The sequence below is a fragment of the Nocardia sp. NPDC057272 genome (genome assembly GCF_042668615.1).
In the GTDB taxonomy this organism is placed as follows: Bacteria; Actinomycetota; Actinomycetes; order Mycobacteriales; family Mycobacteriaceae; genus Nocardia.
This window is the reverse complement of the sequence record NZ_JBHUYK010000009.1, coordinates 202,744-218,037: the sequence shown is the minus strand read 5'-3', so window position 1 is coordinate 218,037 and position 15,294 is coordinate 202,744. Positions and strand designations below refer to the sequence as shown.

At 65.5% G+C, this 15,294-nt stretch carries 15 protein-coding genes; 8 read left to right on the top strand and 7 right to left on the bottom strand.

What is annotated here, in order from left to right; all coding sequences use genetic code 11:
- Positions 1 to 237: 237 nt before the first annotated feature.
- A complete protein-coding gene (locus tag ACFULV_RS15810; RefSeq protein ID WP_378657129.1) occupies positions 238 to 513 on the top strand; it encodes a YggT family protein in 276 nt (91 codons plus the stop codon).
- A 22-nt stretch (positions 514 to 535) separates the two neighbouring features.
- Here ACFULV_RS15810 and ACFULV_RS15805 read toward each other — a convergent pair whose 3' ends face one another.
- On the bottom strand, positions 536 to 1,384 hold the full coding sequence (locus ACFULV_RS15805) for a helix-turn-helix transcriptional regulator (RefSeq protein ID WP_378657127.1): 849 nt from the start codon (positions 1,382 to 1,384) through the stop codon (positions 536 to 538).
- Between the two features lie 102 nt (positions 1,385 to 1,486).
- Here ACFULV_RS15805 and ACFULV_RS15800 point away from each other — a divergent pair, with 102 nt between their 5' ends.
- Complete coding sequence (locus tag ACFULV_RS15800) at positions 1,487 to 2,236, top strand: SDR family oxidoreductase (RefSeq protein WP_378657125.1); 750 nt, start codon at positions 1,487 to 1,489, stop codon at positions 2,234 to 2,236.
- A 97-nt stretch (positions 2,237 to 2,333) separates the two neighbouring features.
- Here ACFULV_RS15800 and ACFULV_RS15795 read toward each other — a convergent pair whose 3' ends face one another.
- Together ACFULV_RS15795 and ACFULV_RS15790 are read right to left on the bottom strand one after the other, a co-directional pair.
- The gene (locus tag ACFULV_RS15795) at positions 2,334 to 3,902 is read right to left on the bottom strand and encodes a DUF1254 domain-containing protein (protein ID WP_378657122.1); all 1,569 of its coding nucleotides are present in this window, start codon (positions 3,900 to 3,902) and stop codon (positions 2,334 to 2,336) included.
- A 76-nt stretch (positions 3,903 to 3,978) separates the two neighbouring features.
- Entirely contained in the window at positions 3,979 to 4,935 is a 957-nt protein-coding gene (locus ACFULV_RS15790; RefSeq protein WP_378657120.1) for a hypothetical protein, read from the bottom strand.
- A 266-nt stretch (positions 4,936 to 5,201) separates the two neighbouring features.
- On the opposite strand from ACFULV_RS15790, the gene ACFULV_RS15785 reads away from it, so the two are divergent.
- Both ACFULV_RS15785 and ACFULV_RS15780 read left to right on the top strand, forming a co-directional pair.
- A complete protein-coding gene (locus ACFULV_RS15785) occupies positions 5,202 to 6,752 on the top strand; it encodes a DUF1254 domain-containing protein (RefSeq protein WP_378657117.1) in 1,551 nt (516 codons plus the stop codon).
- Positions 6,753 to 6,763: 11 nt separating this feature from the next.
- Positions 6,764 to 7,999: a cation:proton antiporter gene (locus ACFULV_RS15780; RefSeq protein ID WP_378657114.1), complete on the top strand. Its 1,236-nt coding sequence runs from the start codon at positions 6,764 to 6,766 to the stop codon at positions 7,997 to 7,999.
- A 48-nt stretch (positions 8,000 to 8,047) separates the two neighbouring features.
- Here ACFULV_RS15780 and ACFULV_RS15775 read toward each other — a convergent pair whose 3' ends face one another.
- Complete coding sequence (locus ACFULV_RS15775; protein WP_378657112.1) at positions 8,048 to 8,557, bottom strand: DUF1269 domain-containing protein; 510 nt, start codon at positions 8,555 to 8,557, stop codon at positions 8,048 to 8,050.
- Between the two features lie 323 nt (positions 8,558 to 8,880).
- Here ACFULV_RS15775 and ACFULV_RS15770 point away from each other — a divergent pair, with 323 nt between their 5' ends.
- Positions 8,881 to 10,035, top strand: coding sequence for an AI-2E family transporter (locus tag ACFULV_RS15770; protein ID WP_378657109.1), 1,155 nt, complete (start codon positions 8,881 to 8,883; stop codon positions 10,033 to 10,035).
- 106 nt (positions 10,036 to 10,141) lie between these two features.
- Positions 10,142 to 10,552 (top strand): hypothetical protein, encoded by a 411-nt coding sequence (locus ACFULV_RS15765; RefSeq protein ID WP_378657106.1) that lies wholly within the window; start codon positions 10,142 to 10,144, stop codon positions 10,550 to 10,552.
- An 81-nt stretch (positions 10,553 to 10,633) separates the two neighbouring features.
- On the opposite strand, the gene ACFULV_RS15760 is transcribed toward ACFULV_RS15765, so the two are convergent.
- Both ACFULV_RS15760 and ACFULV_RS15755 read right to left on the bottom strand, forming a co-directional pair.
- Positions 10,634 to 10,990 (bottom strand): DoxX family protein, encoded by a 357-nt coding sequence (locus ACFULV_RS15760; RefSeq protein WP_378630089.1) that lies wholly within the window; start codon positions 10,988 to 10,990, stop codon positions 10,634 to 10,636.
- Positions 10,987 to 11,589 carry a TetR/AcrR family transcriptional regulator gene (locus ACFULV_RS15755; protein ID WP_378657104.1) on the bottom strand — a complete coding sequence of 201 codons (603 nt, stop codon included), beginning with the start codon at positions 11,587 to 11,589 and terminating at the stop codon, positions 10,987 to 10,989. The genes ACFULV_RS15760 and ACFULV_RS15755 overlap by 4 nt, the downstream gene beginning before the upstream one ends.
- A 264-nt stretch (positions 11,590 to 11,853) precedes the next feature.
- On the opposite strand from ACFULV_RS15755, the gene ACFULV_RS15750 reads away from it, so the two are divergent.
- The gene (locus ACFULV_RS15750; RefSeq protein WP_378657101.1) at positions 11,854 to 13,110 is read left to right on the top strand and encodes an aspartate kinase; all 1,257 of its coding nucleotides are present in this window, start codon (positions 11,854 to 11,856) and stop codon (positions 13,108 to 13,110) included.
- 69 nt (positions 13,111 to 13,179) lie between these two features.
- Positions 13,180 to 14,025: an alpha/beta fold hydrolase gene (locus ACFULV_RS15745; protein ID WP_378657099.1), complete on the top strand. Its 846-nt coding sequence runs from the start codon at positions 13,180 to 13,182 to the stop codon at positions 14,023 to 14,025.
- 4 nt (positions 14,026 to 14,029) lie between these two features.
- Here the strand turns inward: ACFULV_RS15745 and ACFULV_RS15740 are convergent, their stop codons facing one another.
- Positions 14,030 to 14,752 carry a GNAT family N-acetyltransferase gene (locus ACFULV_RS15740; RefSeq protein ID WP_378630096.1) on the bottom strand — a complete coding sequence of 241 codons (723 nt, stop codon included), beginning with the start codon at positions 14,750 to 14,752 and terminating at the stop codon, positions 14,030 to 14,032.
- Positions 14,753 to 15,294: the final 542 nt, after the last annotated feature.

Genomic DNA, 15,294 nt, shown 5'->3' with positions numbered 1-15,294 from the left:
ATTGTGTTGCGCGCGCGAGCGGCTGGTCACGATCACCATGCCGACGCTGGTACTGCTCGGGTCGGAATCGTCGGTGGTTACCGCTCGGACGCCACCACGCCGCCCGCGATCACCACGAAGAACGTGGCCGCGGGCCTGATAATCGACTGAGAAAAACCGGGTGGTGGACACCTTGGCAATGTCGGGCACGTTGAGAGCGGTAAGAGGTCCTCTGTGGCCTCCGCGAGGGAGTGCGTCATGAGTCTTATCGGAACCCTGGTCGGCTACGCGCTGACAGTCTTTCTGGTGCTGCTGATCGCCCGGATGGTGGTGGACTGGATCGATGCGCTCGGCAACGGACCCCAGTGGGCCCGCAAAGCCAGGGAGGTGACCCACGCCGCCACCGAACCGGTGATCGCCCCGGTACGCAAGGTACTCAAGCCGATCCGGATCGGCGACTTCTCCCTGGACCTGGCCTTCACCGCCGTGTTCGTCGCCGTCCTGATCCTGCGAGCGATCGCCTTCAGCCTGTAGTCGAGGTGGCGCTGCCGAGGGGTCAGCGCGCCGGCGAGCTCACGGACGCGTCTTCGACGGGTAGGCCCGCGAGCAGGGCCAGTGACTGTGCGGAATCAGAACCCGGCTCGGCGTGGTAGACGACAAGTGTCTGGCCCGGCGCGCCGTTGACGGTGAAGGTCTCGTAGGACAAGCCGAGCTCACCGACCAGGGGATGGACGAAACGTTTCTCCCCGGCGGTTTTCGCGCGGACGTCGTGCTTGGCCCAGAGGCGGCGGAAATCCTCGCTCTTCAACGACAGTTCGCCCACCAGCTCGGTCAGACGTGGGTCGTCGAGATCGGTGCCCGTGCCGGCCCGCAGACCGGCCACGGTCTCCGCGGCGATTCTCGGCCAATCCGGAAAAACGTTGCGGGCCTCGGGGTCGAGGAACACCATCCTGACCTGATTGACTCCCGGCGCCGAACACGAATTCAGCGCGATGGCCGACGGCGTCGCGGCCAGAACATCCATATACCGGCCGAGTACCAGCGCCGGGGTGTCCGACCAGGTGCGCATCAGGCGCAGCAGGCTCGGCGTGACCCGTTCCGGTCGTCGCGGCGCACGACTGCGTCGCGGTGCCGGGCGCGCCAATTCCCGCAGGTGCGCGATGCCGTCGTCGTCGAGCGAGAACACCCGGGCCAGCGCCGCCACGATCTGATCGGACGGGTGCTTGTCCCGGCCCTGTTCGAGCCGGATGTAGTAATCGGCGCTCATCCCGGCCAACATGGCCACTTCCTCGCGCCGGAGTCCGGCCACGCGGCGCTGACCGCCACCGGCCATCCCGAACTCTTCGGGGCCCACCTGCTGGCGCCGGGCCCGCAGGAACGCACCGAGACGGTTGTCGGTATCCATGCTTTCGAGGGTATGCCGACCTCGCGGCGGCTGGGTGGCCCTCGCACTACCAGGAAGTTTCCGACCTGGCACGCGTCGAGGACCGAGACGAACGTTGTGGTCATGACACACAACATCGAAGGCCGAGTCGCCGTCGTCACCGGAGCATCCAGCGGTATCGGTGCCGCCACCGCGCGACGGCTGGCGGCCGACGGCATGAAGGTCGCGCTGCTCGGGCGGCGTAAGGATCGGCTGGAAGAACTCGCGCGCACTCTCGGCGCGAACACCCTCGCGGTGACTGTCGACGTGAGCGTGCGGCAGTCGGTCCTGGACGCCGCGGCGCAAGTGCGCGCCGCGTTCGGCTCTGTCGATCTGGTCGTCGCGAACGCGGGCGTCATGCTCGGCGCGCCGTTCGAGCAGGCCGAGATCGACGAATGGGATCAGATGGTGGGGACGAATATCAACGGATTGCTCTACACCGGACGAGCTTTCATCGATGACCTACTCGCCGCGGCAGGCGCGGGTCGCCGCGCTGACCTGGTGTTCGTCGGTTCCATCGGCGGCCACGCCGCGTTTGCGAACTACGGCGTCTACTGCGCCACCAAAGCCGCGGTAGCGCACCTGACCCGCACTCTGCGCACCGAACTCGGTCCACGCGGTGTTCGGGTCAAGAACATCGAACCCGGATTCACCGGCACCGAACTCGGTGCCGGAATGCGCGACGACACCCGTCGCGCCGAGCTCGCCGGATGGCGGGAGGGACTGGAAATCCTGCTCCCCGAGGACATCGCCGACGCGATCGCCTTCGCCGTCTCGGCACCACGCCGAGTAAACGTCGCCGAACTCATCGTCGTACCCACCGAACAGGGATGATCGAGTGCTGCCGCCGAAACCATTCGGCGGCAGCTATTTTCGCTACAGTTGACGCCCTGCTCGGGTGCGCGGTCCAGCTGAACGGGGGCGATAGCGGCTAGCTCACCACCTCGAACTCGCCTGCCCGCCAGGTCTTGTCGAAGAAGGGTTGGAGCGGGCTGTAGCAGCGAAGAATGGCGAACCAGCCCTTGTCGGGGTCGGTCTGGATCCAGTTGCTCGCGGCCACGCCGTTGGGCTGGGCGGGCGAGCAGTACACGACGGTGGAGCCGTCCGCCTCGGCCTCCGCGGCGGGTGAGGGGAACGCCTGGCTGCCGGCCCGGGGATAGCGCTGCTCGGTCTGCAGCAGGGAGCGGGTCTGGTTGTCGTAGAGGTTCAGCGACCAGAAGCGAGCAGCCGGGATGTCCTTGGGGAGCCTCACCCGGTAGGTCTTCGCACCGTCGAAGGGTTGACCGTCGGCGTCGAGGTTGGCGACCAGGTACTGCGACCCGACGCCGGTCAGCCGCATACACATGGCCGGGGTGATAACGGTGGCGGTGTAGAACATCGAGGTGCGCGAGTGCAGCCGACGGGCGTTCTTGTCCGGGTAGGGCTCCACGCCCTCGGCAGTGATCTCGGGCGGCGGGTTGGTGAACTCGAACCCGCCGACGAACAGCATGTTCCACCACGCGGAGTCACCGTCGTAGTAGCGGAATCCCTCGGTCGGAGACGCACCCATCCCCAATGTCCGGGACGCGGCATTGCCCACGGCCGCCGCTTCGTCGAGGATCTTCCGCAGTCGGCTGTCGGGCGCGAACTTCTCGTCCTTGACGATCCCGATGGCGGCGAACTGTCCGGCCAATTCGGTGTCGAGCACCTCGGCCGACTCCAGCTGCACCAGGGCGTCGAGCATCTCGTAGTGGCCGAAGTCGTTGGGCGAGATGGTGTTCATCGCCAGGCCGGTCCCCTCCACGAACCGCGGGCTCTGCGGAGTGGTCGGCTTACCGAGCGGGCCCTTGCCCGTCAGGTAGGCGCCGACGCTGCTGCCGTAGCCGCCGGGGGCGTAGGGGTAGATCTTCAGCTCTTCCTTGATCCGGGCGACCGTCGGGGCCGGATCGTCGCCGGGGTTCTCGTTGATGAACGCCCGGCCGACCAGGGTGATGTGGTTGGTGCGCGAGTGGCGGATGTAGCAGCCGCCCTCGGGCAGCGGCCCGTCGTAGTCGGGGCCGACCAGGACATAGGTGCCGCCCAGGCCCCGGTCTGCGCCGGGCAGGCCGAAGTCGCTGATCCAGCGGAACCAGATGTCGTCGAAGACGCCCAGAACACCGGATGGTGTCTCGAACACCAGCGGTCCTTGCGAGAGGTCGTGGAAGGACCAGAAGTAGACGGTGTCGGCGTTCCCGGTCAGGAACAGCGACCGAGAATCCATCAGCTCGGAGAAGATCACCACGTCACCATCCGCGATCCCGGCGTCTTGGAATCCCTTCCGGATGGCGAAGGCCGACACCCCCTGAATGGTGTTCATGAATGTCTCGACGCCGTGCAGGTAGTCCAGGTGGTCGCGCAGCGTCGCCGCAGTCTCGCCCTTCGGGTAGCCGTCGGCGAATTCGAGGGTGCCGATCCCGGTCTGCACGCTCGACGCTGTCGTGATCGCGTCGGGCACGGGCGTCTTGGAAGCATCAGATGACATTGCGGTTCCTTCCACAGGTTCCTGGGGGTGAGATCGGCTCGGACGGGCTGGATGTCGTTCGGACCGGCGCGGTTGATCAGACCTTGTTCTCGTAGCGCTCGGCTGCGGTGTCGATGGTGAGTCCGGAACCGAAGTGTGGTCCGCCGCCGACGTTGTAGATTCCGGCGACCCGGGTGGGGTAGGAGTGTCCGGCGATGATGGCTTCGGACCACGGGTCGAGGTAGGAGAGCAGTTCGTCGAGGTCGGCGCCGAGCGCGTCGAGGAGCGGGCGTTCGAGCTCGTCGGTGCGGACCTCGATTTCTTCACGGAATGCCCGGCCCGCGTCGGTGAGTTTCTCGTCGCTGGTCATGAGCCCGCGTTGGGCAAGTCGTTGGAACCCGGCGTCCATGTCGATGGTGGTCCAGCCGCGTGAGGGTGTGTACGAGCGAGCGGGCAGACCCCACCACTGCTCGGTCAGCAGCAGTATCTCGACCGCGTCAGCGCCGCCGACTGCCCAGGCGATGACGTGGCTGTCGCCGCGATGTTCTCGGACGAGATCGGCGGCGCGCCAGAGCGCGCCCATGGGGTGATCGGGAAAGCCGAGTGAGCGTAGTCCGCTATAGATGGGGCGGCCGGGCCAGGTTGCGGCTGCGGCGGCGCGGCGCAGGAGGTCAGTCGCTCGGGCGAGGCCCTCGGGTCGTTCGCCGAGGATGCGAGTGAGCATCGCGGTCGCGGACCGTTCACGGGCAGCGAGAATGGTTTCTCGGTCGGTGATCTGCCAGCCTGCGGTCAGGCCGGGAACGACGACGCCAGGGTTGAAGCAACCGAACGCGGCGGCCGCGACTTCGCCGGGAATGTGGCCCATGCACGCGCCGCGGCTGGTGAAGTATGCCGTCATTTCTGGGCGGGCCACGCCGTCCTGAGCGACAGGGCTGGGGTCGAAACCCAGGGCCGCGTATGCCTGGTGTGCTTCGGGGGCGAAGTAGACGCCGGCTGCCAACGGCTCGACCGCGTTGCGGAGTCGGCGGGCATTCTTCTGAAGATCTGTGGTCATCGGATCTTCCCCTTGTGCTCGTGTCCGACTGCTGTCGGAGAGGACACGGTGAATCGTCCTTGATCAAGGCTGGCCTCCACTCGTGTTGTGGGCTTCACCCGATTCGGGTGAAGCGGGAGTCGCCGGGCTCGGAGGACGCTGTTTCTGAAGCGGCGGCGTGTGACGCCAGCCCGATACTTCGTGGCCGCGCAGTCGGCCGATCGCACCCACGCCAGATTCTGTCGACTTCCGACATCGCCTAGCCGGATTGAAGGGAATGCCGAGAGATGAGCATCGATCGCGACACCGTTCCGGAACAGCTCGCCGTCCCAGACCGCCTACAAACCCCACTGGGCGCATTGGATTTCACCGATGGCGCACCGAGTCCCGACACCGTGGCGAAGGTCTACGACAACCTCGCCTTGATACGAGGGACCGAGGTATTCCTCAATGCTTTCCAAGGTGCGTCCACCTGGGCGTTACGTGAGGGGTTCCGGAGTATCGGTGCCAAGGACAACACGGTCGTGATGTTCTCGGAGCTGATGGATTCTCAGTCGCTGTTCCTGACTGCCAACGCCGACACGGTCTACTATGTCGCCATCATCGATCTCGCCGACGGGCCGATGGTCGTCGAGACTCCGCCGATGGCGCTCGGCATCTTCGACGACATGTGGTTCCACTGGATCATCGATTTCGGGCTTCCCGGCCCCGACCGGGGTGAAGGCGGCAAATTCCTGCTCGTTCCCCCGGGATACGACGGGCCGCTGCCCGACAGCGGCTTCCACGTCGGGCATTCCGGTACCAACCAGGCACTCATGCTGGGTAGGTCGTTTCTGCAGGACAACGACCCGAAGCCGACGGTCGAGGTGATCAAGCGCACCCTGAAGCTCTACCCGTACACACCGGGCGGTTACGGCACCAGCGTCGCGACCCTATTGGAAGGCGAGGTGCCCGCGGGCACCGCAACCGAGCCACCCGAGACGCAATTCCTCGAGGCGAGCGGCAAAGCGTTCAATACGATCCCCCCGTCGGATTTCGGCTTCTACGAGCTGCTCAACGCGATGATTCAGGAGCAGCCCGCGACTGCTACCGACGCCGAGACCACGGGAGCGCTGGCCGCGATCGGTATCGTGAAAGGCGAGCCGTTCGCCCCTGACCAGCGGATGCGCAAGATCCTGGACGAGGCTGCCGCCATCGGCCAGGCGACTGCCCGGTCGTTGTTGTTCGATGCACCCGAATCCGACGGTGTGCGGTTCTACCCGGACTCGGCGTGGACCAACATGCTCTTCCCCGGTGGATACACCTTCGAGACCCCGCCGCCGCTGGTCACCGCGGACGGGATCAAACCGTTCCCGGTCGGCGGCGCGAAGATGCTGAACGTGCGCACCTTGTTCTTCTACGGCTATACCGGTATCTCCCCGGCGATGTGTATGCGCCTGACCGGTATCGGGTCGCAGTACCTGGTCGCGTTCAAAGATTCCGACAACAACTACTACGACGGTGCCGAGCATTACACCGTGACATTGCCGCCCGATATCCCCGCAGCCCGGTTCTGGTCGATCACCTTGTACGACAACCAGACTCGGTCGATGTTGCAGACGCCGCAGCGCTTCCCTCGCTCCGGCAGCCAGAGCTACCCGACCCCGGCCGCCGACGCCGATGCCGACGGGACGACCACGATCCATTTCGCTCCCGAGAAGCCCGACGGTGTCGGTGGGGGCAACTGGATCCAAAGTGTGCCGGGCAAGGGGTATTTCGTGATCCTGCGCCTCTACAGCCCGCTCGCCCCTTACTTCGACAAGACCTGGCGACCCGGCGAAATCGACCGGGTGCGTTAAGGGCAGCGCGCGTGACGTGGGCACTACCGGCGATCGCCGCGGTGTTGTTGATCTTCGCGTCGATTTCGGGACGGATCTCGGGTACACCGATCACCGCACCGATGATCTTCACCGCCGCCGGCCTGCTACTCGGGGCCGTGTCGCTGGAGCTGATCGATATCGAAGCCACCGCCGAGGTCATCAAACTCCTCGCCGAGGTGACATTGGCGATGGTGCTGTTCTCCGATGCCTCGCGGGTGGATCTGGTCAAGTTGCGCGCCGAGATCTCCCTTCCCGCAAGGCTTCTCGGTGTCGGCCTACCGTTGACGATCGCGGCGGGTTTCGCTACCGCGGTCGTCGTGCTCGGTGACCTCGCTTGGCCCGAGGCGCTGTTGCTCGCGGTGATCCTGGCGCCTACCGACGCCGCGTTGGGACAGGCGGTGGTCACGCTTCCGGTGCTACCGGCGAGGGTGCGGCAGGGCTTAAATGTCGAAAGTGGGCTCAACGACGGAATCTGTGTGCCCTTGTTCTTGATCGTGCTGGCGATCGCGCACGCCGAGTCCGGTGCGATCGGCGGCGGCGCCGCTGCCCGGCTGGTCGCCGAACAGATCGGATACGGCATCTTGGCGGGGCTTGTCGCCGGGGCGATCGCCACCGCGATCCTGGTCACCGCGCAGCGGCGCCACACCATCGACCCGCTATGGGCGCAGATCGTTCCCGTCGCGGCCGCCCTACTCGGCTACACCGCCGCCGTGCCACTGGGCGGGTCGGGATTCATCGCGGCATTCGTCGGTGGACTGACGTTCGGCACGATCCGCCGCCGCGCCGCGAGCGGCGAAGACGACGCCGGCCTGCTCGACGAATCCGGCGACTTGTTCAATGCCGTCACCTTCATCGTCTTCGGCGCCGTTCTGCTCGGCCCTGCCCTCGGCCACCTGTCCTGGGCCGTCCTGGGCTACGCGGTGCTGAGCCTGACCGTTGTCCGGATGATCCCGGTCGCGCTGTCGATGATCGGCACCCACACCCGGGCACCGACCATCGCCTTTGTCGGCTGGTTCGGTCCCCGTGGGCTCGCCACCATCGTCTTCGCCATCCTCATCCTCGAAGAAGACCGAGCACTGCCCCACGAAGATCTTCTCTTGACCACCGCGGTCGTGACGATCGGGCTCTCGGTACTGGCCCATGGCCTCAGCGCCGCACCCCTGGCTCAGCGCTATGCCGCCTGGGCCCGGCGCTATCCTCGCGCTGAGCAACAAACGGTCCCGTGACATGGCCGAATGCCCGGGTTCTCGATCCGGGCATTCGGCCACGGTGCGCTACAGCCCCTTCAAGGCCTCCTGCAACACCCGGTCGATGTCCTCGGGCGCGACACCGAGCTCTTCGGCGGTTTCCTTCTCTGCCCTGGTCACAGCTTTCTCGATAGCTTCTTTGACCTTGAGCTCCCCGATGACGACGAGTCCTGCCTGGCCCGGATCGATGAAGTCGCCGAGCTCTTTGACCTTCGACCGCGACATGCCTTTGGCGAGGTGTCCGCCGACGCTGCCGATGACGCCGCCGACAGCTGCCGATGCGAGGACCGCGGGCGGGAAGATCACCCCGAGCACCGCGCCTGCCGCGATACCTCCCCATGCACCGTGGCGGGTGGCTGTCTCGTCCTTGTTCTCGTGGACCTTGCCGTTGGCGTCTTTGGTGACTACGGCCGCGTCATAGGAGCCGACCAAGCCTTCGCCGTGCAGATCTTTGACGACCTGGTAGTCGTCGCGAGCGGCGGCCTCGTTCGCATAGGTCGCGAGGTAGATGAATGTTTCCTCGTCTGTCTTCGCCATAGGGTCCTCCGTTTCCGGTGTACGCGGTCGGTCGACCACAATTCAAGGCTTCCTCGCCGATTTCGTTCGGTCGTCACCCGCATGGGATGAGATCGCGAAACCGGTCGTCGGATTCGGCTTCGTCGCAGGTTGTCGTCGCGTCAGGTCGTGATCGAGCTGCTGTCTCGCCCGCTGTGGGTGGGATAGCATCTAGGAAGAATTCCGAAATCGAAGTGTCGAGAGCCCCGTCGCGGCTCGAATATCGAACGTCTGTCGTTTACTCGACCACCTGCCGAGCGGTCGCTGATGTCGTGTCATCTACGCATCGATGAGAGTGGGTAGCGATGACTCCGAAATCTGTGTCACCGGAGAGTGTTCCGAAATGGCCGATGCCACGCGCTGTCATCGTGCTGGTGGGTGGAGTGAGCCTGGCCGTCGGCCTCATCATGATCAGACTGTTCGCCGACATCATCGGCCCGGTGTTCCTCGCGCTGATATTGACGGTCGCGGTGCAGCCATTGCCGAATCGGCTGCGACGCAAGGGCTGGCCAGGGTGGCTCGTCATGATCATCGCGATCGCCGCGGTATGGGGAATCCTGCTGGTTCTCGTCTTCGCGCTGGTGTTCTCGATCGCACAATTGTCGACCCTGCTTCCTGAGTACGCCGACAAGTTCGACGAACTCGTGGGCAACGTACGGTCGCAATTGGAATCACATGGCATCGGCTCGGAGCAGGTGCAACAGATGCTCGCCGGTATCGACATGTCCAAGGTGACCGACTTGGTCGGGTCGATTCTGCAGAGCACCGTCGCGGTGTTCTCGAACCTGTTCTTCGTGTTCGCCCTGCTGTTGTTCATGTCCGCCGATGCGGCCACTTACACGTGGCGGCTGAACACGCTGCATCGGATCCGTCCAGAAATCGCGTCGGCTTTCACGACCTTCGCCCACGGCACGCGCAGCTATTTGATGGTCTCGACCGTCTTCGGTCTGATCGTCGCAGTCCTCGACGCCGGTGCGCTGTGGCTGATGGGCATTCCGCTGCCGATCCTGTGGGGTCTGCTGTCGTTCATCACCAACTACATCCCCAACATCGGCTTCATCATCGGCCTCGTCCCACCTGCGTTGCTGGCACTGCTCGATGGCGGCCCGGTACTGATGCTGTGGGTGATCATCGTCTACAGCACGCTCAACGTGATCATCCAGTCGGTCATCCAACCCAAATTCGTCGGCGACGCGGTCGGTCTCACCGTGACGATCACGTTCCTGTCGCTGGTGCTGTGGGCATGGGTTCTCGGACCACTAGGGGCGATCTTGGCCGTGCCGTTGACACTGTTCGCCAAGGCGCTACTGGTCGATGTCGACCCATCGACGAGATGGCTGGACATCCTGCTCACGAGCAAGGTGAACCCAGATGAAGGCGAACCGACAGAAATGAGCTCGACCCCTGCCGAGGCACAGCAGCGAACCATCACCTCGAAAGCAGTCGAAGAACACGGGTGACCAGCCGCGCGTCGCGTGTGGCGAGCCGATTCATCCGTTTCGGGTGAGGCCCTCGCGGCTCCCATCGGGAAACGTTGGACGCCGGTCTTCTACGGAAGGATTAATGATGGCTCACTTATCGGAAACCGGGCATCCGGTCCGGCAGGGTTTCGCCGCGGGCACGTCCATCGGCGCCGCGATCCTGCTCTTGGTCGTCGCCGTGTTGTCCGTTCTGCAGGGCATCGCCGCGGTGGCCAAGGACGACCTGTTCGTCGCCGGCATCGACTACGTCTATGAATTCGACACCACGACATGGGGCTGGATCCACATCATCGGCGGGATCGTACTCGGGCTGAGTGCGGTGGGGCTGATGAGCGGCGCGACCTGGGCGCGGATCGTCGCGGTCGTCATCGCGTCACTGTCGATCATCGCGAATTTCCTGTGGCTGCCCTACTACCCGGCGTGGTCGATCCTGATCATCGTGCTCGATGTGGTGGTCATCTGGGCCGTCACGACATGGGATCCGCGCTCGGTCTGATCCGCCGAAAATGCCCGGCGGCAGCGGTCCGCCGCCGCTGCCCGTGCGGCGGACCAGTCGGGCACCGAACAGCGGTGCGGCTTACACCACGTACGTGATCGTCGCCGCCACCGCCAGGGCCAGCATGCCGAGGCAGTTGATCCAGAACTCGTATCCGAGGAACCGGGCCCGGTAGTGGGCGTACGCGGCGCATCCGAAATAGGCGATCACGCCGACCGCGGTGGCGAATCCGACGCCGGGATACTTCAATCCGACAAGGAGACCGGCTGTGGCCGCCAGCTTGATGGCGATCAGTGTCCACCACCAGTCGCGGGGAAACCGGACGCCGTCGAGGCATCGCTGAATGAACATCGGCGGGCGCACGGACATGAGCGCGTCGGCGAACAGCGAGACCGCGAGTAGTGCTGGTAGCCACCATGGTTGGGAAGCGTGGATCATTGGTTTCCTTTCGGGGGCGTGATGACGAATTCGATGATCTGTCGTAGTTGTTCGGCCGCGGCGGGCATCTCGATGGCACCGCTGGACGCGGTCATCAGCAAGCCGAGATAGGCGAGATAGATGGTCCGAGCGCCGTGACCGACCTGGCTGCGGGGCAGCGCTGAGCGGGCGAGGACGGTTTCGATTTCGCCCAGCAGAGCCAGCGCGAGGTCTCGAAAGATCACCGACTCATGGTTTCCGCGGACAAGGATCGCCAAATACTCGCGTGAGAGCTCGGAGTCGAGCGCGAAATGTCCGACGAAGGGCGCGAAGAGCTCGAGCACGTCCTCGGTGGTCGCGGTCTTCGTCGAGGGTGCGAGTTCGGTTTGCCTGCTGTTGTGTACCGCGGTGATCCAGTTGTCGTAGAGCGAGACGAGCAGCGCGTCCTTTTCGCCGGCAGCCATGACGGTCCCGGTGCTCACGTTCGCTTCGGCGGCGATCTGCCGAATCGTGGTCGCCTTGAACCCCTGGGCGCGGAAGAGCCGTTCGGCTGCTGCCAAGACCTTCTGTCGCGTCGCCGCCTGTTGCTCCGACCGCGACTGAACATGTTCATTGAACATGTTCAGAACGCTATACCAATGATGATCTCGGACGCAAACGCGGTGTCGTCGGTCGGTCGATGGGCCGGCCCGCCCTCTGCGCACCGAACCCGGTTTCGTCGGCACGTCGTACCCACCGAACAGGGGCGATCGAAGGCTGCCGCCGAAACCATTCGGCGGCAGTCGTTTTCGTTGCCGAATTGGTACGGCCGTGCCCGGATTGCCTGGATACTCGAAGGGGTCACCCGCGGATCGCGTGCGGGGGAGCAGGGGAGAGGACTCGGGATGGCCCTGGTTGTGCAGAAATTCGGCGGTTCGTCGGTAGCCACCGCGGAGCGGATCCGGCGGGTCGCCGAGCGGATCGTGGAGACCAAGAAGCAGGGGCACGATGTGGTGGTGGTGTGCTCGGCCATGGGCGATACCACCGATGAGCTCCTCGAATTGGCGGGCCGGATCGCCTCCGCGCCGGAACCGCGCGAGTTGGACATGTTGCTCACCGCCGGTGAGAGGATCTCGAACGCCTTGGTGGCCATGGCGATTCACGCACTCGGTGCCGAAGCCCGATCGTTGACGGGCTCGCAGGCCGGCGTGATCACCACCGGCACCCACGGCCGGGCCAAGATCATCGAAGTCGACCCGGGCCGGGTGCGCCGCGCACTCGACGACGGCGAGGTGGTGCTCGTGGCCGGCTTCCAAGGCGTGAGCCAGGACAGCGACGATGTCACCACTCTCGGTCGTGGCGGCTCCGACACCACCGCCGTCGCGCTGGCCGCGGCCTTGAAGGCCGATGTGTGCGAGATCTACACCGACGTCGACGGAGTCTTCACCGCCGACCCGCGCATCGTGGCCGACGCTCAGAAACTCGACCAGATCTCCTACGAGGAGATGCTGGAAATGGCCGCCTGCGGTTCGAAGGTCCTCATGCTGCGCTGCGTCGAATACGCGCGCCGCTACCAGGTACCGGTGCATGTGCGCTCGTCCTACACCGACGCGATCGGCACTACCGTCTTCGGCTCGATGGCCGACATCCCCGCCGACCAGGCCGTGCTCACCGGCGTCGCGCACGACCGCAACGAGGCCAAGGTGACCGTCGTCGGCCTGCCCGACGAGCCCGGCTACGCGGCCGAGGTGTTCCGCGCGGTCGCCGACGCCGAGATCGGCATCGACATGGTCGTGCAGAACACCGGTACCGGACGCACCGACATCACCTTCACCCTGCCCGCCGCCGACGGCGCGCGGGCGGTCGCCTTGCTGCGCGACCGCCGTGCCGAGATCGGCTTCGCCGATGTTCGCTACGACGACCGCGTCGGCAAGGTCTCGTTGATCGGCGCGGGCATGCGCAACAATCCGGGCGTCACCGCGAGCTTCTGTGAGGCGCTGGCCGCGGCGAATATCAACCTCGACCTGATCGCCACCTCGGAGATCCGCATCTCCGTGCTGGTCCGCGACACCGACCTCGACGAAGCCGTGCGCATCCTGCACCGGGCCTTCGATCTCGGTGGTGCGGAAGTCGCCGTCGTGCACGGGGGAACAGGACGGTGAGCGCTGTTGACGCCAGGCACGGGCCCCGAGTAATTTACCGATAAGTAAGTTGCTGGATCGGAGGGTTCGTTGAGCACCCAGTTGACCACTTTCACCAGGGCTGGACTCGAGTTCGACGTCGTCGACTCCGGACCGCCCGACGGCCCCGTCGTCGTTGCGCTGCACGGCTTCCCGCAGACCGCGACCTCGTTGCAGCCACTCACCGCGTTGCTCAACGCGCGCGGTTACCGCACCATCGCCCCGAATCAGCGCGGCTACTCACCCGGCGCTCGGCCGTCCGGCCGCCTCGCCTACCGCGTGCCCGAACTCGTCGACGATGTGGTCGCGTTGATCGAGGACATCGACCGCGGTCCGGTGCATCTGGTCGGGCACGACTGGGGCGCGATGGTCGCCTGGTCGGTGGCCGCGGCCCGCCCCGAACTCGTCCGCACGCTGGTTACCGTGTCGGTGCCGCATCCCGGCGCCTTCGCCCGCTCGATGATCAGCAGCGATCAGCTCCTTCGCTCGTCCTACATGGCGCTGTTCCAGCTGCCGGTGCTCCCCGAGCGCCTGATTCGCGCGCGGCCCGGCGTCTTCGACCAGATCCTGGCCACATCGGGCATGTCCGCCGACGCGATCGACCGCGTGCACACCGAGATCATCGACACCGGCGCGCTCACCACCGCGTTGAACTGGTATCGCGCCTTGGCACTGATCACACCGCGCGCGGTGACGGCACGCGTCACCGTGCCGGTGACACACGTGTGGAGCACCGGCGACGCGGCGCTGACCCGCCGCGGTGCCGAGCTGACCCGCGGATTCGTCACCGGTGACTATCGTTTCGCCGTGCTCGACGGCTCGCATTGGCTGCCCGAGGAATGCCCGGACGAACTCGCCGACCTGATCGCCGACCGTATCGAGTCGTCGCGGGGCTGAGACCTCAACCGATCGGCGAAGAAGCCAACGGCCGCAACGCCGCCGCGGTCGCCGGGATCAACGGCGCGCCCCGCAGCGCGGCCCGGGCGGCCAGTTGTTCGATGATCCGCCCGCGCACCCCCGGCCATTCGTCGTGCAGGATCGAATAGAACGCGGTGTCACGCACCGCCCCGTCGAGCCCACGCGAATGTGCCCGGCGCACACCGTCACTCACCGCGCCGAGCCGTTCGATCGCCGCCCGGGAGCGCAGGTTGCGCGCGTCGGCGCGCAGGGTCACCCGCCGCACGCCCCAGCTGTCGAAGGCGTGGGTGAGCAGCAGCAGCTTGGAGTCGAGATTCACCTGACCGCCCCGCACCGCGGGGGTGAGCCAGGTATTGCCGATCTCGACGGCGTCGGGGATCGCCCCGCCGGGCAACGAGGTGACCGGTTCGGCGGACAACGGCCAGGTCAGTGGTCCCTGCCAGTAGTCGAGCCGGGTGAATCGGGTCGCCCCGACCACACACTCGTCGGCGACGGTGACGATCGCGAAAGCCAGCGCTGTGCCTGCCAGCTGCGCCGCTTCGGCCTGGAAGACATAGGTGCGCGCCTCCTGGTCACCGTGCGGGACGACGGTGAACCCGGCCGGTCCGTCGAGCGCTGCGGCCGCGGCGATCAGTCCGGGAACGTGGTGAGGTGCGAGAGGTTCCAGCCGTGCGATGCGGCCGTGGAGGATAACGGGTGCGGGCATGGTGACCGGCGTCCCTTCGTCTGAGAGGGTCGCCGACAGCGCGAGGCGTGGATCTCACGCGGCACGCGATTTCGGCGAAGCGACACGAACGATCCAGCAGCATCGAAAAACTAGATCAAGATAGCCGACGTGACGCGTTCCCTCGTTCGAACCCACGCAGAAGTCGCGGTCGGAAAGTTTCGCGCCTCGACGATCGGTTCCTCCCGGACCGGCCGGTCCCGATCGGGCGGTTTCCGTCACGGTGCCGTGTCGGTGGCTCATGGCGGTACCAACTGGATCGCGGTGGGCGGAAGTGTGTTTTCCCACGTCAGGGCCGTAACGGTTCGATAAATGACATCAATGTCGGCCTGTTGAACAAATGCCCAGTTGTGTCGGGTTTTCGCCAGTTCCAGCCCGTGTTCCGGCGAAATGTAACGCACGTTATCGGATCGTGTCGCACAGGAGTTCGATGTGATGCAGATCACATCACCTATTCTCTAGTCGGCCTGGCTGGCAAGCTCGTAATTGCTGAACGTTAACCGTTCGTGATCATCGACCGGATC

What these genes read in the sequence shown, in the direction of transcription:
- ACFULV_RS15810 (WP_378657129.1), top strand. Translation starts at nt 238, where the DNA reads ATGAGTCTTATCGGAACCCTGGTCGGCTACGCGCTGACAGTCTTTCTG.
- ACFULV_RS15805 (WP_378657127.1), bottom strand. Translation starts at nt 1,384, where the DNA reads ATGGATACCGACAACCGTCTCGGTGCGTTCCTGCGGGCCCGGCGCCAG.
- ACFULV_RS15800 (WP_378657125.1), top strand. Translation starts at nt 1,487, where the DNA reads ATGACACACAACATCGAAGGCCGAGTCGCCGTCGTCACCGGAGCATCC.
- ACFULV_RS15795 (WP_378657122.1), bottom strand. Translation starts at nt 3,902, where the DNA reads ATGTCATCTGATGCTTCCAAGACGCCCGTGCCCGACGCGATCACGACA.
- ACFULV_RS15790 (WP_378657120.1), bottom strand. Translation starts at nt 4,935, where the DNA reads ATGACCACAGATCTTCAGAAGAATGCCCGCCGACTCCGCAACGCGGTC.
- ACFULV_RS15785 (WP_378657117.1), top strand. Translation starts at nt 5,202, where the DNA reads ATGAGCATCGATCGCGACACCGTTCCGGAACAGCTCGCCGTCCCAGAC.
- ACFULV_RS15775 (WP_378657112.1), bottom strand. Translation starts at nt 8,557, where the DNA reads ATGGCGAAGACAGACGAGGAAACATTCATCTACCTCGCGACCTATGCG.
- ACFULV_RS15770 (WP_378657109.1), top strand. Translation starts at nt 8,881, where the DNA reads ATGACTCCGAAATCTGTGTCACCGGAGAGTGTTCCGAAATGGCCGATG.
- ACFULV_RS15765 (WP_378657106.1), top strand. Translation starts at nt 10,142, where the DNA reads ATGGCTCACTTATCGGAAACCGGGCATCCGGTCCGGCAGGGTTTCGCC.
- ACFULV_RS15760 (WP_378630089.1), bottom strand. Translation starts at nt 10,990, where the DNA reads ATGATCCACGCTTCCCAACCATGGTGGCTACCAGCACTACTCGCGGTC.
- ACFULV_RS15755 (WP_378657104.1), bottom strand. Translation starts at nt 11,589, where the DNA reads ATGTTCAATGAACATGTTCAGTCGCGGTCGGAGCAACAGGCGGCGACG.
- ACFULV_RS15750 (WP_378657101.1), top strand. Translation starts at nt 11,854, where the DNA reads ATGGCCCTGGTTGTGCAGAAATTCGGCGGTTCGTCGGTAGCCACCGCG.
- ACFULV_RS15740 (WP_378630096.1), bottom strand. Translation starts at nt 14,752, where the DNA reads ATGCCCGCACCCGTTATCCTCCACGGCCGCATCGCACGGCTGGAACCT.